The 13643-nt window shown below is 58.9% G+C and carries 17 protein-coding genes; 11 read left to right on the plus strand and 6 right to left on the minus strand.

Annotated features, from left to right (window positions below; translation table 11 throughout):
- The first annotated feature begins 193 nt into the window (after window positions 1–193).
- On the plus strand, window positions 194–1474 hold the full coding sequence (locus tag GDN47_RS30240) for a TadE/TadG family type IV pilus assembly protein (protein ID WP_152094893.1): 1281 nt from the start codon (window positions 194–196) through the stop codon (window positions 1472–1474).
- 132 nt (window positions 1475–1606) lie between these two features.
- Here the strand turns inward: GDN47_RS30240 and GDN47_RS30245 are convergent, their stop codons facing one another.
- Together GDN47_RS30245 and GDN47_RS30250 are read right to left on the minus strand one after the other, a co-directional pair.
- Entirely contained in the window at window positions 1607–2014 is a 408-nt protein-coding gene (locus GDN47_RS30245) for a helix-turn-helix domain-containing protein (protein WP_113332825.1), read from the minus strand.
- A 260-nt stretch (window positions 2015–2274) separates the two neighbouring features.
- Window positions 2275–3171, minus strand: coding sequence for a LysR family transcriptional regulator (locus tag GDN47_RS30250; RefSeq protein ID WP_152094878.1), 897 nt, complete (start codon window positions 3169–3171; stop codon window positions 2275–2277).
- A 132-nt stretch (window positions 3172–3303) separates the two neighbouring features.
- On the opposite strand from GDN47_RS30250, the gene GDN47_RS30255 reads away from it, so the two are divergent.
- From GDN47_RS30255 to queE, 4 genes are all read left to right on the plus strand, one after another.
- The gene (locus GDN47_RS30255) at window positions 3304–4410 is read left to right on the plus strand and encodes an aldo/keto reductase (RefSeq protein WP_113332793.1); all 1107 of its coding nucleotides are present in this window, start codon (window positions 3304–3306) and stop codon (window positions 4408–4410) included.
- Between the two features lie 166 nt (window positions 4411–4576).
- Complete coding sequence (gene queC, locus GDN47_RS30260; RefSeq protein ID WP_113332792.1) at window positions 4577–5287, plus strand: 7-cyano-7-deazaguanine synthase QueC; 711 nt, start codon at window positions 4577–4579, stop codon at window positions 5285–5287.
- Window positions 5287–5643 carry a 6-carboxytetrahydropterin synthase QueD gene (gene queD / locus GDN47_RS30265; protein ID WP_113332791.1) on the plus strand — a complete coding sequence of 119 codons (357 nt, stop codon included), beginning with the start codon at window positions 5287–5289 and terminating at the stop codon, window positions 5641–5643. The genes queC and queD overlap by 1 nt, the downstream gene beginning before the upstream one ends.
- Window positions 5640–6368 carry a 7-carboxy-7-deazaguanine synthase QueE gene (gene queE, locus GDN47_RS30270; protein WP_113332790.1) on the plus strand — a complete coding sequence of 243 codons (729 nt, stop codon included), beginning with the start codon at window positions 5640–5642 and terminating at the stop codon, window positions 6366–6368. Before queD ends, queE begins: the two co-directional genes overlap by 4 nt.
- A 95-nt stretch (window positions 6369–6463) precedes the next feature.
- Here the strand turns inward: queE and nrcR are convergent, their stop codons facing one another.
- Window positions 6464–6820: a transcriptional regulator NrcR gene (nrcR, locus tag GDN47_RS30275; protein WP_113332789.1), complete on the minus strand. Its 357-nt coding sequence runs from the start codon at window positions 6818–6820 to the stop codon at window positions 6464–6466.
- A 327-nt stretch (window positions 6821–7147) separates the two neighbouring features.
- Between nrcR and GDN47_RS30280 the strand changes: the two genes are divergently transcribed.
- The gene (locus GDN47_RS30280) at window positions 7148–7351 is read left to right on the plus strand and encodes a hypothetical protein (RefSeq protein ID WP_113332788.1); all 204 of its coding nucleotides are present in this window, start codon (window positions 7148–7150) and stop codon (window positions 7349–7351) included.
- A gap of 188 nt (window positions 7352–7539) precedes the next feature.
- Here the strand turns inward: GDN47_RS30280 and GDN47_RS30285 are convergent, their stop codons facing one another.
- The gene (locus GDN47_RS30285; protein ID WP_113332787.1) at window positions 7540–8430 is read right to left on the minus strand and encodes an SMP-30/gluconolactonase/LRE family protein; all 891 of its coding nucleotides are present in this window, start codon (window positions 8428–8430) and stop codon (window positions 7540–7542) included.
- A 90-nt stretch (window positions 8431–8520) separates the two neighbouring features.
- Between GDN47_RS30285 and GDN47_RS30290 the strand changes: the two genes are divergently transcribed.
- Complete coding sequence (locus tag GDN47_RS30290; RefSeq protein ID WP_113332786.1) at window positions 8521–8940, plus strand: GlcG/HbpS family heme-binding protein; 420 nt, start codon at window positions 8521–8523, stop codon at window positions 8938–8940.
- A 61-nt stretch (window positions 8941–9001) separates the two neighbouring features.
- Here the strand turns inward: GDN47_RS30290 and GDN47_RS30295 are convergent, their stop codons facing one another.
- Both GDN47_RS30295 and GDN47_RS30300 read right to left on the minus strand, forming a co-directional pair.
- Complete coding sequence (locus tag GDN47_RS30295) at window positions 9002–10033, minus strand: L-idonate 5-dehydrogenase (RefSeq protein ID WP_152094879.1); 1032 nt, start codon at window positions 10031–10033, stop codon at window positions 9002–9004.
- A gap of 11 nt (window positions 10034–10044) precedes the next feature.
- Window positions 10045–10992, minus strand: a complete 948-nt coding sequence (locus tag GDN47_RS30300; protein WP_113352415.1) for a 2-hydroxyacid dehydrogenase — start codon at window positions 10990–10992, stop codon at window positions 10045–10047.
- Window positions 10993–11077: 85 nt separating this feature from the next.
- Here GDN47_RS30300 and GDN47_RS30305 point away from each other — a divergent pair, with 85 nt between their 5' ends.
- The 4 genes from GDN47_RS30305 to GDN47_RS30320 are packed head-to-tail and all read left to right on the plus strand — an operon-like array spanning window position 11078 to window position 13560.
- Entirely contained in the window at window positions 11078–11836 is a 759-nt protein-coding gene (locus GDN47_RS30305; protein ID WP_152094880.1) for an SDR family oxidoreductase, read from the plus strand.
- A gap of 7 nt (window positions 11837–11843) precedes the next feature.
- Window positions 11844–12347: a gluconokinase gene (locus tag GDN47_RS30310; RefSeq protein WP_233790198.1), complete on the plus strand. Its 504-nt coding sequence runs from the start codon at window positions 11844–11846 to the stop codon at window positions 12345–12347.
- Window positions 12344–13231, plus strand: coding sequence for an NAD(P)-dependent oxidoreductase (locus tag GDN47_RS30315; protein ID WP_152094882.1), 888 nt, complete (start codon window positions 12344–12346; stop codon window positions 13229–13231). The genes GDN47_RS30310 and GDN47_RS30315 overlap by 4 nt, the downstream gene beginning before the upstream one ends.
- A complete protein-coding gene (locus GDN47_RS30320; protein WP_113332781.1) occupies window positions 13228–13560 on the plus strand; it encodes a hypothetical protein in 333 nt (110 codons plus the stop codon). The genes GDN47_RS30315 and GDN47_RS30320 overlap by 4 nt, the downstream gene beginning before the upstream one ends.
- Window positions 13561–13643: the final 83 nt, after the last annotated feature.

The following is a 13643-nucleotide window of genomic DNA, read 5'->3' on the forward strand; positions in this document are numbered from 1 at the left end:
GTATAAATAAGAAGTTTGCTCTTATGAGAATCTAAATATTTTCGTTCGATAATATAAATAAGTATATTTGAAAGTAATAATACTTTCGTTTCGCGAATGTTTTGAAAATACAACTTATGCTACAGAGAGCTTGCTCGTGAAGAGATTCAGGATCTATCCACAACCGTTTGTCGCATTGCGCAAACTATCAGGGATGCTGTTTACGGACCGTTCGGGGAATTTCGCAATCACGACGGCGCTGATTGCCGTTCCGTTGATTGCGGTGGGGGGGCTGGCGCTCGATGTCACCAATGCGATGCTCGTCAGAACGGAATTGCAAAATGCCGCCGACGCCGCTGCTGTGGGTGCAATCGCGGATTCATCTCCGGCGGTTGCGGCTGCCATGGCGATGACAAGCGACGGCACCGTCACGATCGGTCAAGGCGACGCCAACAAGCTCTTCTACGGCCAGGCGTCCAGCGATCTTCAGAATATACCGGTCAGCGTCAGCGCCGGGGTAACGCGCACGGGAAATATCGTCTCTTCCACGGTCAATTTTTCGGCGAACGTACCGACGACACTAAGCCAGGTCATCGGCAAGACGTCTATTCCCGTCAGCGGCTCGGCATCTGCGCAGTATCAGACGGCGAACTTCATGGATTTCTACATGCTGCTCGATAACACGCCTTCCATGGGGATCGGCGCTACCATGGCCGATATTGATAAAATGGTGGCAAACACGTCAGACAAATGTGCCTTTGCGTGCCATATTAAAGGTTCAACGAGCGACTATTACAATCTTGCGACGAATGTACTGAAGATCAATACGCGTATCGACGTCGTTCGCCAGGCGACACAGTCGCTGACCGATACCGCCGTGCACAACCGAGTAACACCCGATCAGTACAGAATGGCCGTCTATACATTCGGCAAAGACACGACGACAATTGGCTTGACCAACGTATCGCCGCTGTCATCCGATATGGCGCAGGTTAGCGGTGCCGTCAGCAAGAACAACGTGGATCTGATGGTTGTTCTAGGACAGAACGACAACAGCGATGAGGATACAAGTTTTGATACGGTGCTGACGCAACTCGGGCCGATCATTGGTACGGGCGGCAGCGGAAAAACCACTTCCGATCGTCAGAAGGTCCTCTTCCTTGTCACTGACGGCGTCGGTGACAGCAAAAAACCCAACACCTGCACCAAGCCGACGACGGGTGGGCGTTGCCAGGAGCCGCTCGACACCACCTTCTGTCAGCCCTTGAAGAACCAGAACATCAAGATCGCTATCCTCTATACGACCTATTTTCCCCTGCCGACAAACCCTTGGTACAACCAGTGGATCGCACCCTTTCAATCGCAGATCGGCACCAATTTGCAGACTTGCGCCTCACCCGGCCTCTATTTCGAGGTGAGTCCGACGCAAGGCATCTCGGCCGCTATGAACGCCCTGTTCCTGAAGGTCATTCGTACGCCACGTATCACAAGCTGACGGCAAAGCATTGAATTGTCGGGGCAATGAAGGCTGAAGCGGTTTGGGGCTTCACGGAATCGTCAAACCGCTCCATCACTTTTTTTCGTAAATTCGGACGGAAAGCCGCCGCGTACTTATTCCGGAATTGCTCTAAGTCAACGCCAGCGACTTGAGCAGGCCGACGATCTTCTGTCGCGTCCTCACATCCTTGATCTTTGCAAAGGCTCGGTTGAGCTCAATACCTTCTTCGGACGATATGAAACCGACGAGGTCGTTGCGGATCACTCTTGCTTCCTCAGTCGAAAGAGGGTTGTCGAAGGCTGCGTTATCGAAGAAGTGCGAGATCGGGACGCCAAGACAGTCGGCAACATGTTGCAGGCGACTTGCGCCGACACGGTTGGCGCCTTTTTCGTATTTCTGAACCTGCTGAAAGGTCAGGCCCAGTTTTTCGGCAAGCGCCGATTGGCTCATACCCAGCAGGCGCCGTTGCGCGCGGATGCGTTTGCCGACTTCGATATCGATCGGGCTAGGCGGCTTTCTCTTCGAAATGTCTTGCACGAGTTCCTCTTTCAGACCGGGAAGCTGCCAATCCGACCGGCGGGACGCGAGGGCGAATGCCCCGAACCCATGCATGCCCTCATTGGCGGAGCTTTCCAACTATGACTGCCGAGTGCCGTGAGAGACGGCAATCGCGATTCAGCTGCATCGCGATCCAGCGCTGCATTTCGTGCGTATTTCGTACAATGGCTGCGCGATTTGACCATTCGTTAGCATGTCGGTGGGAAGCAAATGGCGCTTTTTGCCCGCCGAGGACCGACTCAGCGATTGATCTGTCGTACCGTGTCGATGAAAGCCCTGAGTTTCGGGGCCAGCTCGGCACGGCGCGGAAAGTAGAGAAAAAGGCCTGCTTCCGTCACCGCATAGTCACCTAGAAGGTGGACAAGCCTGCCGGATGTGATCTCCGCCTTGACCAGCGGTTCGAAGACATAGGCCAATCCCACACCTGCAACGGCCAGCTCTATGGCCGAATGTGCTTCGGTGACGATCGCCTGGCCATTCACCGTCACCGCGACATCCCGCCCATCCTCGACGAATTCCCATTGATAAAGGCCGCCGGCGCGGATCAGGCGGTAGCCGATACAATTATGGTTGGAGAGATCCGCAAGCGTGTTTGGACGCCCGAAACGCCCGATATATCCAGGCGAAGCGACGACGATGGATCGGAAAGGAGGGGTGAGGCGAACGGCGACCATGTCCTGCGCGATCATTTCGCCGACGCGGATGCCGGCGTCGAAACCCTCGGAGACGATATCGGTCAGCCTTTCATCGGAGAAGATTTCCACTTCGACTTCGGGATAGCGTTCGGCCATCGCTGCGATCACGCGGGTGACTGCCAGCGGCAGGCTGATGCGGGATGCGTTGATGCGCAACAGTCCGCTTGGCCTGCCCTTGACGGCCCTGATACGCTCGATGCGGTCGTGAATGTCCTGCAGCGCCGGGGTGATGGTGGCGATCAGGCTCTTGCCGGCCTCGGTCAGCGCCACACTCCGCGTCGTGCGGGCAAAGAGGGGCTGGCCGAGCCGTTCTTCCACGAGCCGAACGGCATGGCTGATGGCCGATGCGCTCATGCCCAGTTCGCTGGCGGCGGCGGCAAACCCTCCGCGGCGGGCCACGGCGGCGACGATGGGCAGATGTGGCAGCAGATCGCGATCCATTGCTGCACGGTATCGCATAATGCATGCAAATTAAATGATCTTATCGAATAGCTCGAAAACAGCGACTCTAGGTGCATCACGCATCGCCGGGTCGGTCGTGGATAGCCCGGTTAGCCAAAGAGGAGCAGAACGATGAGCATGGAATTTTATACGCTGGGCAATAGCGGCTTGAAGGTAACACGGCTCGCCCTTGGCACCATGACCTTCGGCACGGAATGGGGTTGGGGGGCAGACAAGGAAACGGCACGGGCGATCTTCAATACTTATGTCGACGCCGGCGGCAATTTCTTCGACACTGCCGATGCCTATACGGGCGGTACGTCTGAGGCTTGGCTCGGTGAATTCATCGCCGAGCGCGGCTTGCGCGACGACGCCGTCATCGCAACCAAGTTCACCATGAACCTTACCGCACAAACGCCGAATGCGGCCGGCAATGGCCGCAAGAATATCCTGCGGGCCGTCGAAGGGTCGTTGAAACGGCTCAACACGGATTATATCGATCTCTATCTCATGCATTGCTGGGATCGCCTGACGCCGCCAGAGGAGGTGATGCGCACCTTCGATGACCTGGTCCGCTCCGGCAAGGTGCGGCATGTTGGTTTGTCCGATGTTCCGGCATGGTACGCCAGCAGAGCCCAGGCGGTCGCCGAACATCGCGGCTACGAGCCGATCTCCGCACTTCAGCTCGAATATTCGCTGGCCGAACGCAACATCGAAAATGAATTCGTGCCGTTCGGAACGCGTTACGGCGCCGGTATCATGGCCTGGAGCCCGCTTGCGAGCGGTCTGCTGAGCGGCAAATATCGGCCGAGCAGCGAGAGGCAGACCGCCGGCCGGCTGGAAACCGTGCGTGGTACGACCAATCCAGGCTTCCAGAAATTCAACGAGCGCAACTGGGCCGTTGTTGCCGAGCTGGAGAAGGTGGCGACCGAGCTCGGCTGCAGCATGGCGCAGGTGGCCGTCAATTGGGCGATGACCCAGCCTGGCCTCGCCTCGATCATCATCGGTGCCACGAAACTGGAACAACTGAGGGACAATCTCGGCGCCCTTGAGTTTACGATACCGAACGAACTGCGGCGGCGCCTGGACGAGGTCAGCGCCCTGCCGGCGACTTTCCCCTATTCCTTCTTCGGATCGGAGATCCAGGGCAGCTTGACGGGCGGCCAAACGGTCGGTGGCAAGCCGGCGGGTTACTATCCCGATCTGAATATTTCCGGGAAGTTTGCGGGTGTCAGCTGACGGCCTTACAAAACCGCGATGCGCCGGCATGTGCCGGCGCGTTGCCATGAAATGTTGCGGAATGCCTTGTTTCCTCCCGGTTCTGCTGCTAGTGAGCCGGCCGTGGCTTTGAAGAGCCATGAAATCCGGTCGCAGCCCACCCGGTCAAAACAAGGGATCCTGAATTATGAAGACTATCGTGATCTGCTCCGGCGGATTGGACTCCGTTTCGCTCGCCCATAAGGTCGCAGCCGAACATCAGCTTATCGGCCTCGTCTCCTTCGATTACGGTCAAAGGCACCGCAAGGAGCTGGAATTCGCAAGCGCCTGCGCCAAGCGTCTCGGCGTGCCGCATGAGATCATCGACATCATCGCCATCGGCAAGCATTTGACCGGATCGGCTCTGACAGATGATGTCGCGGTGCCGGATGGGCACTATGCCGAGGAAACCATGAAGGCGACGGTCGTGCCGAACCGCAATGCGATCATGCTGGCGATCGCCTTCGGGCTTGCGGCTGCACAAAAGGCGGACGCTGTTGCCGTCGCGGTTCATGGCGGCGATCATTTCATCTATCCCGACTGTCGCCCGGGTTTCATAGACGCCTTCCAGCAGATGCAGCACCATGCGCTCGACGGCTATGCCAGCGTTTCGCTCTATGCGCCCTATGTGACGATTTCCAAGGCGGATATCGTTGCCGACGGTGCCCGGCACAAGACCCCCTTTGCCGAAACCTGGTCCTGCTACAAGGGCGGGAAACGCCATTGCGGCCGCTGCGGCACCTGCGTTGAGCGGCGCGAGGCCTTTCATCTCGCCGGCATTGAGGATCCGACCGAATATGAGGATGCCGATTTCTGGATTGCTGCGACATCGGGCTTTTCGGCCGAAGAGGTGAAGTGATGTACCGCATCACCAAGGAATTCCACTTCTCCGCCTCGCATCAACTCTCGCATCTGCCCGATGATCACCAGTGCGCGCGCATGCACGGGCACAATTACATCGTCGTGGTGGAGCTTTCGGCAACAGAACTCGATCAGAACGGCTTCGTGCGAGACTATCATGAGCTACAGCCGTTAAAGCGCTATATCGATGAAACCTTCGATCATCGTCATCTGAACGATGTCTTCGGACACGATCGCGTCACGTCCGAATATCTCGCCAAGCATTTCTACGACTGGTGCAAGGAACGATTGCCGGAAGCATCCGCCGTGCGGGTCAGCGAGACGCCGAAGACCTGGGCGGAATACCGGCCATGAGCGGCGCGCTCATCCGCGTCAGCGAGATCTTCGGGCCGACGATCCAGGGCGAGGGGATCCTGATCGGTCTTCCGACGATTTTCGTGCGCACCGGTGGCTGCGATTATCGCTGCTCCTGGTGCGATACGCTGCATGCCGTCGACAGCGACTATCGCGATCAATGGCGGCCGATGCCGGTCGATGAGATCTGGCAAGAGGTGAAGAGGCTTTCCGGCGGCAAGCCGCTGACGATCTCGCTTTCCGGCGGCAATCCCGCGATCCAGCCGCTCGGCCCGCTGATTGGACGCGGTCATGCGGAGGGATATCGCTTCGCGCTGGAGACTCAAGGGAGCCTGGCCAAGGAGTGGTTTGCCGAACTCGATGTGCTGGTGCTCAGCCCGAAGCCACCTTCCAGTGGCATGACGACGGACTGGGTCGCCTTCGACGACTGTCTGCGCATGGCAGGCGACGGACCGCAAATCGCTTTGAAGATCGTCATATTCGACGATCTCGACTATGAATATGCGCGGGACGCGGCCGCTCGCTATCCCCAATTGTCCGTCTATCTGCAACCCGGCAATCACACGCCGCCGCCAGCCGATGCAGAAGATGCGCTTGTCGATATCGACGGCATCGTCGAAAGGATGCGCTGGCTCGTGGAAAAGGTCGGCGATGACCGATGGTTCGAAGCGAGGGTGCTGCCGCAATTGCATGTGATTATCTGGGGAAACAGGCGCGGCGTGTGAGCAATTGCGATTGGTCATAGCATGCCTGCGCGATCCATCGACATCCGAAATTCGCATTCGGTGGCCGATGGCGGCAAAGCCGCATCGGCTCTTTGTCATGGTTTTTTGTCGTGATCGTCATTGTCGCCGGTCTTCGGTCTCGCCGGTTTGAGTTCGGCGTCGAAAATCCCGGCAAGCGTCTTCAGGATCTGCAGGACGCCTGGATGATCGCAGGTATAATATCTGAACTGCGCCTGACGGCGCACTTTCACGATACCGGAATGATGCAGGCGGGTCAGGTGCTGGCTGAGCGCCGATTGCGATATGCCCAGCTTCTTGGCCAGGCTGTTCACATCTTCCTCATGGCCGGACAGATGAATACAGACCTCCAGGCGCTTGGGATTGGAGAGCTGGCTGAGAAGATCTGCGTGATAGATGAGACGCTCGTCTTCTGTGGATTGATCTGAGTACATCGCGTGGCCGATCGTTGGTGTTACACTACAGAGCCGCAGCGCCGCGAGACTATAAACGCAAAAGTTGCAAAATTATGGCCTAATTTATTGCAAAAACGTTGCGCCTTCGCGGAGCAAACGGCCCTCCCACTTAAGGCTGATCGCAATTGATCAACCCTTCCTTAGCCGACAACTAGGGTCCTATTGTATTTTGGGAATATGTCCCTTCATTCGATTTGCGATTAATCTGTAACAAAATTGAACGAACTGCCTTGTTTTTGTCCGGCTTTTGACATCGCAGTGCTAATTAAGCGGTCTATCTTCTGCGCTAACGAACAGGAGGTAACCATGACCCAAAGGGACTTGACGATCGCCGAAGTTCTTAAAGATCCGCTGATCCGCCAGGTCATGCGCGCAGATCGCATATCCATAACCCGGATGGCGGATCTGCTGCAGGATGCTGCACGCAGGCAAGAACGCGCCTTGTCCGCCAATCTCGCGTCGATTGCGCATGCGGCGGTACGTTCCGTATCGCAAGCCGACCTGCGCTGATATTCCGTCATCCGACAGCGACGATCGCCAGATGATCCCGGCGATTGTCGCCGCAGCATTTCCGTATTGAACGTCTCTACCGGTCTCCAGGCAATCCAGGATCGCTGGCTTTTCCCAAGCCTCAATAAGGCTGTCCTTGTTGCTGCGCCACTTTACGGATCGTTTCGTAATGCGGTCCCAGTCTCGTGTTAAAGTGCGCCGCTTCGGTTGAGCGAGATCGAATAGACGCTGGTCGTCGCTGTGATGAACAGCTTGTGCTTGCCGCGGCCGCCAAAGCAGAGGTTGGAGACCGTTTCCGGCACCAGGATCTTGCCCATGAGATGGCCGTCGGGGGCGATGCAATGCACACCGTCGGCGGCCGACGACCAGAGATTGCCATCCCTGTCGAGGCGCATGCCGTCTGCGCAGCCCGGTGAAATCGCATGAAATACTTCGCCGCCGGATAGCCGCCAGTTTTCACCGACATTGAAGACCCGGATATGCTGCGGATCGCTGCCATGCATGCGACCGGTATCGGCGACATAAAGCTTCTTCTCGTCAGGGCTGAAGGCGAGGCCGTTCGGGCAGTTGAAATCCGTCAGGACGGCCTGCATGGAGCCATCGGGATCGACGCGATAAACATTGCAGGGCAGCTCCTGCTCACTCCTGTATCCTTCGTAGTCCGTCGCGATGCCGTAGTGCGGATCGGTGAACCAGATGGCGCCGTCCGAGGCGACGATGACGTCGTTGGGCGAATTCAGCCGTTTGCCCTGATAGCGGTCGGCGACAACGGTGATCGAGCCGTCATATTCGGTCCGCGTGACGCGCCTGCCGCCGTGCTCACAGCTCACAAGCCGGCCCTGCCGGTCACGCGTATGGCCGTTCGAAAAATTCGAGGGTTCGCGAAAGACGCTGGTGCCGAGCCCCGGTATCCAGCGCATGATGCGATTATTCGGGATATCCGAGAAGAGCAGGCAGTTCAGATCTCCGAACCAGACAGGCCCTTCCACCCAGTCGAAACCGGTGGCGATCTGCTTGACGGGAGCATTGCCAAGAACAAATTTCCCGAAGGCCGGGTCCATGATCTCGAAGAACGACATTGTAACAATACCTCCCATAAGGTTACATCGAGAGATCGATGTGTTATCGATAACATATTCAATAGAGTCCGCAAGTCGGGAGGATAGTGCATGAGCCATGTTCTGACGTCGAGTGTCTTGAGCGACGAAGGAGTGATGACGTTGTTGACCGCTGCGATCTCGGCTGCTTCGCAGATGGGGCAGCCGCAATGCATCGTCATCGTCGATCAATCCGGCGTGATGCTAGGGTCCTTCCGCATGCACGGTTCACGTTTTCAGTCGCTGAAAAGCGCCACTGCCAAGGCACAGACGGCTGCTTCCATCGGCGGGCCGAGCCATTCGCTGCCGGAGCATGCGCGAGTGCCGCTGGCGATCGCGACCCATGGCGGCATGACGGGTTTGCGCGGGGGCTTGCCCATCCGTGTCGGCGGCACGCTTGTCGGCGGTATCGGCGTTGGTTCCGGGTCAGGCGAGCAGGACGAGCAGGTAGCCCGCGCCGCACTCAAAGCGATCGGCGCCGATCTCGACTAGGCCGGACCTGAGCGCGAAATCCATTTTCGCTTTCGATCGGTGGATTTCGCGCCGTTTCGGTTCAGGTGAAGGCGATCTGCGCCTTCATCGCCTGGCTTCGGTCCGAAGCGATCTCGAAGACGCTGATCGCGTCGGCAAGCGGTACCGTATGGGTGATGAGCGGCCGCACATCGATGAGACGCTTGCGCATCAGATCGACGCCGACGGCAAACTCCTCATGAAAGCGGAAAGAGCCGCGTAGTTCCAGTTCCTTGGCCGTGATCGCCAGCATCGGCAAGCTCATGTCGCCTCCGATACCAAGCTGTACGATGATCCCTCGCGGCCTCAGTGCCGCAATACCGCCGGCGAGGGCAGCGGCAGCGCCGGAGCATTCGTAGAGCACGTCGAAAGTGCCCTTGTCTGCGGAATAGGCGGCAAGCGCTTCGGGCTCGTTCTTTGTATTGATGACCCTGTCGGCACCCGCTTGCCTGGCAAGTGATAAGGTGAAATCCGAAAGATCGGTTGCGACGATCTCGACGGCACCGGCACGGCGTGCGGCCAGGATCGAGAGAACGCCGATCGGACCACAGCCGGTCACGAGAACGCGCTTGCCGAGCATCTCGCCCGCGCGACGCGTGGCATGCAAGGTCACGGCCAAAGGTTCCGCCATGGCCGCTTCACCCGGCGTCAGACCATCGGCTGGCACGCATTGGATGGCATCGGCCACCAGCGTCTCGCGGAACGCACCCTGGATGTGCGGGAAGGGCATGGCGCTGCCATAAAAGCGCATGTTGAGGCACTGATTGGGCAATCCCTGCAGACAGTAGCGGCAAGTCCGGCATGGGCGGGAGGGGGAGACGGCAACGAGCTGACCGATCTCGAGCCCTTGCACGCCCGGGCCGAGCGCGGTGACGGTCGCGCTGACCTCGTGCCCAAGGATCATCGGCTCCTTCAGGCGCACGGTGCCGAAGCCGCCGTGATGGTAGTAGTGCAGGTCGCTGCCGCAGACGCCGCCGGTTGCGAGCTTCAGCTTGACCTCTCCCGCACCCGGTTCTTCCTCCGGATAATCCTCGATACGCACATCCTTGGCGGCGTGGGCGATGATGGCCTTCATGTCTTTCTCCCTCAAAGAACGGGTGTCGGCAGCGCCTGGCCGGCGAAATGAGCGGCGAGATTGTCGCGCACGAGCTTACCCATGGCCTTGCGCGTCTCGACCGTGCCGGAGGCATGGTGAGGCTGCAGCAGCACATTGTTCAGCGCCAGGAAGCGCGGATTGAGTTTCGGCTCGCCTTCGAAGACGTCGAGCGCTGCCGATCCGAGCTTGCCGGCCTCCAGTGCGTCAAGGAGTGCCTCTTCGTCTATATTGGACGCGCGGGAGATGTTGATCAACATCCCTTCCGGGCCGAGCGCCTCGATCACCTTATGACCGACAATATGCCGCGTCGCCGCTGAAGCGGCGAGCGTGACGAACAGGAAATCCGATTGTGTCGCGAGCTCGACGGGATCGGCCACGAAGGTCATGTCGGAGGCGTAGGATTTCGCCTCGACGTCCGAATAGGCAATCTGCATGTCGAAGCCCTTCAGGCGTTTGGCGACTTCGAAGCCGATGCGGCCAAGACCGAGCACGCCGGCACGCCGCCCCCAGACGCGGCGCTTGAGGGGATAAAGCCCCTTTTGTGCCCAGCTGCCGTCACGCACCCATGTCTCCGCACCGATCATGCCGCGCGACAGGCAGAGCATCATCGCAATTCCCAAATCCGCGACATCGTTGGTCAGGACGTCGGGGGTGTTGGTGACGCGAATGCCACGCTCGCGGCAGGCCTGCAGGTCGACGGCATCGAAGCCGACGCCATAGACCGAAATGACTTCCAGTTTGGGGCAGGCCTCGATCATGGCGCGGTTGGCACCGAGTTCGCCGCGTGTCGCAATACCCCTGATCGATGGTCCGACCTCGGCGAGCAATTTGTCCTTGTCGGCAGCCTCGAAATAGCGATGAACCTGGAACGCTGCGTCGAGCGGCTCTTGATCCCATTGCGGGTAGGGGCCAATCTGCAGGATCGGTGGTTTGTTCATCTTACGCATCCTCCCTTGACATCAAATGTTATCGATAACATAAACTAGGGAGGCGACCAATGTCGAGAAAAAAACGGAGGAAACGATGTCTCTTGGTCTTTTCGATCTGAAAGGGCGTCGTGCCCTGGTGACGGGTTCTTCTCAAGGTATCGGGCTTGCTCTCGCCAAGGGCCTGGCGGCTGCTGGCGCCGAACCGGTGCTCAACGGCCGCGACAAGGAAAAGCTTGCCAAGGCGGCTGAAGACTTTGCAGGCAAGGTGCATGTGCTGCCATTCGATGCCACTGATCACGAGGCCGCGCGTCGAGCCGTGGATGCGTTCGAAGCCGAGACGGGGGCGATCGACATTCTCGTCAACAATGCCGGCATGCAGTTTCGCACACCGCTGGAGGATTTTCCCGCCGATGCCTTCGAGCGGCTTCTGCGGACGAACATCTCGAGCGTCTTCAATGTTGGCCAGGCGGTCGCTCGTCATATGATCAAGCGCGGCGCCGGAAAGATCATCAACATCGCAAGCGTGCAGACGGCGCTGGCGCGGCCCTCGATTGCGCCATACACGGCAACCAAGGGCGCCGTCGGCAATCTGACGAAGGGTATGGCGACGGATTGGGCGAAGCATGGGCTGCAATGCAACGCCATCGCGCCCGGTTATTTCGATACGCCGTTGAACGCAGCTCTCGTTGCAGATGCCGATTTCTCCGCGTGGCTCGAAAAGCGCACGCCGGCCGGCCGCTGGGGCCGCGTCGAAGAACTGGTCGGCGCCTGCATCTTTCTTGCTTCCGATGCCTCCTCTTTCGTCAACGGTCATGTGCTCTATGTCGACGGCGGCATCACAGCTTCGCTTTGATGACGCAATGCAGCGCCGCTTCGTCATCATGGGCGTCAGTGGCTGTGGCAAGTCGTCCGTTGGCTCGGCGCTCGCAACGCACATTGGCGGCATCTATGTCGATGGCGATGATCTTCATCCCGTGGCCAACGTCGCCAAGATGAGCGCCGGCATTCCTCTTACGGATGCCGATCGATGGCCCTGGCTCGACAAGATCGGTCAGCGCCTGACCTTGCCGGATGAGATCGCGCTGATTGGATGTTCGGCGCTGAAGCGCATTTATCGTGACCGGATCCGCGAGGTCGTCGGCGCGCCGGTTTCCTTCATTCATCTCGCCGGTACGAGGGAAACCATTCTGAAACGCATGCAGGCAAGGCGCGATCACTTCATGCCGCCGGCTTTGCTCGACAGTCAATTTGCCGCGCTGGAGCCGCCGGGCGCCGACGAGCGGGCGATCACCGTCGATATCGATCAGCCGCTGGATCAAGTTGTGGCGGCCATCTTAATTGCATTGGAGGAGACGCAATCATGAGCAGCAAGGTGGCGCTGATCGGCGCCGGTGCAATGGGCGGAGCGATCGGCGCTCGCCTGGTGGAGACGGGCAACCAACTCACTGTCTTCGATCTCGACAAGGAGAAGGTCGCGGCACTGACTGCAAAAGGCGTCACGGCTTCCGCCAGTGCGGCGACCGCTGCTGCCGTTTCCGATTTCGTCATCCTCAGCCTCAATTCGCCGAAGATCGTCCATGCCGCCGTTTTCGGACCTGAAGGTGTTGCCGCAGGTGCCAAGCCGGGCACGCTGATCATCGATATGTCGTCGATCGACCCCGATGCGACAAAGGCCCTAGCCGCAGAGGCTGCGGAAAAGAGGCTGCGCTGGGTGGATAGCCCGCTATCCGGTGGGGCGCCAAAGGCCCTGATCGGACAATTGACGCTGATGGCCGGCGGCAGCGAGCAGGATGTCACCGATGCACATAAGGTTCTGCGCCATGTGGCCTCGAACTACACGCATATGGGTCCCGTCGGTGCGGGCCAGACCACGAAGCTCATCAATCAGGTTCTTTGCGCCTTGAATTTCCTCGCCGTCGCCGAAGCAACGCAACTGGCGCTCGATGCCGGCGTCGATGCCGCGAAAATCCCGCAGGCGCTGAAGGGCGGACGGGCCGACAGCGCCATCCTGCAGGAATATATGCCGCGTTACGTTGCCAAGGATTATCGCCGCACGGGCCGCATCGACAATATGGTCAAGGATCTGAACGGCGCTCAGGATCTGGCCCGCAGGACCAATACCGCCATGCCGCTGACGGCGGTTTGTGCCGAGATACACCGCATGCTGACGGCTTCCGGGCTTGGCGGTGAGGATCAGGCCGCGCTGATGGAATTCTTCAAAGGGCCGAACAAGGAGATCGCCGGATGATTACCCGATACGCATTATTCGAAGGCAAGGTCAAAGACGGGGAGGCAGAGGCGTTTCGAACGGCTGTCATGGAAACCATTCTGCCGAAGTGGAAGCAGTTTCCAGGGGCCCTCGACGTGCGGGTTACCTTTGCCGAGGCCCGAGATGAAGGTGCCCCGGAGTTCCCGATGATTTTGGCCGTGAACTATCCGGATATGGCCGCCGTGGAGAAGGCGCTTGCAAGTCCGGTGCGCACGGAGGCACGTGCTGCGACGGAAGCGGTTCTCTCGCGCTTTTTCGAGGGGCGCATCCATCATCATGTGACGCTGGCGCATGAGTTCCAGCTCTAGTGGGGCTGCGGCGACCCGTTTCCGACACGGACCCGCCCTGGCGATTTACTCGCTTTGCGGCATAGCTGAAAGCGCCTCTTGCT

The organism is Martinezella dioscoreae, assembly GCF_009176305.1.
Classification (GTDB): domain Bacteria; phylum Pseudomonadota; class Alphaproteobacteria; order Rhizobiales; family Rhizobiaceae; genus Rhizobium; species Rhizobium dioscoreae.

What these genes read in the sequence shown, in the direction of transcription:
- GDN47_RS30320 (WP_113332781.1), top strand. Translation starts at nt 13,228, where the DNA reads ATGATTACCCGATACGCATTATTCGAAGGCAAGGTCAAAGACGGGGAG.
- queD (WP_113332791.1), top strand. Translation starts at nt 5,287, where the DNA reads ATGTACCGCATCACCAAGGAATTCCACTTCTCCGCCTCGCATCAACTC.
- GDN47_RS30295 (WP_152094879.1), bottom strand. Translation starts at nt 10,033, where the DNA reads ATGAAGGCCATCATCGCCCACGCCGCCAAGGATGTGCGTATCGAGGAT.
- GDN47_RS30255 (WP_113332793.1), top strand. Translation starts at nt 3,304, where the DNA reads ATGAGCATGGAATTTTATACGCTGGGCAATAGCGGCTTGAAGGTAACA.
- GDN47_RS30280 (WP_113332788.1), top strand. Translation starts at nt 7,148, where the DNA reads ATGACCCAAAGGGACTTGACGATCGCCGAAGTTCTTAAAGATCCGCTG.
- GDN47_RS30315 (WP_152094882.1), top strand. Translation starts at nt 12,344, where the DNA reads ATGAGCAGCAAGGTGGCGCTGATCGGCGCCGGTGCAATGGGCGGAGCG.
- GDN47_RS30240 (WP_152094893.1), top strand. Translation starts at nt 194, where the DNA reads ATGCTGTTTACGGACCGTTCGGGGAATTTCGCAATCACGACGGCGCTG.
- queC (WP_113332792.1), top strand. Translation starts at nt 4,577, where the DNA reads ATGAAGACTATCGTGATCTGCTCCGGCGGATTGGACTCCGTTTCGCTC.
- GDN47_RS30250 (WP_152094878.1), bottom strand. Translation starts at nt 3,171, where the DNA reads ATGGATCGCGATCTGCTGCCACATCTGCCCATCGTCGCCGCCGTGGCC.
- queE (WP_113332790.1), top strand. Translation starts at nt 5,640, where the DNA reads ATGAGCGGCGCGCTCATCCGCGTCAGCGAGATCTTCGGGCCGACGATC.
- GDN47_RS30305 (WP_152094880.1), top strand. Translation starts at nt 11,078, where the DNA reads ATGTCTCTTGGTCTTTTCGATCTGAAAGGGCGTCGTGCCCTGGTGACG.
- GDN47_RS30285 (WP_113332787.1), bottom strand. Translation starts at nt 8,430, where the DNA reads ATGTCGTTCTTCGAGATCATGGACCCGGCCTTCGGGAAATTTGTTCTT.
- GDN47_RS30290 (WP_113332786.1), top strand. Translation starts at nt 8,521, where the DNA reads ATGAGCCATGTTCTGACGTCGAGTGTCTTGAGCGACGAAGGAGTGATG.
- nrcR (WP_113332789.1), bottom strand. Translation starts at nt 6,820, where the DNA reads ATGTACTCAGATCAATCCACAGAAGACGAGCGTCTCATCTATCACGCA.
- GDN47_RS30300 (WP_113352415.1), bottom strand. Translation starts at nt 10,992, where the DNA reads ATGAACAAACCACCGATCCTGCAGATTGGCCCCTACCCGCAATGGGAT.
- GDN47_RS30310 (WP_233790198.1), top strand. Translation starts at nt 11,844, where the DNA reads ATGCAGCGCCGCTTCGTCATCATGGGCGTCAGTGGCTGTGGCAAGTCG.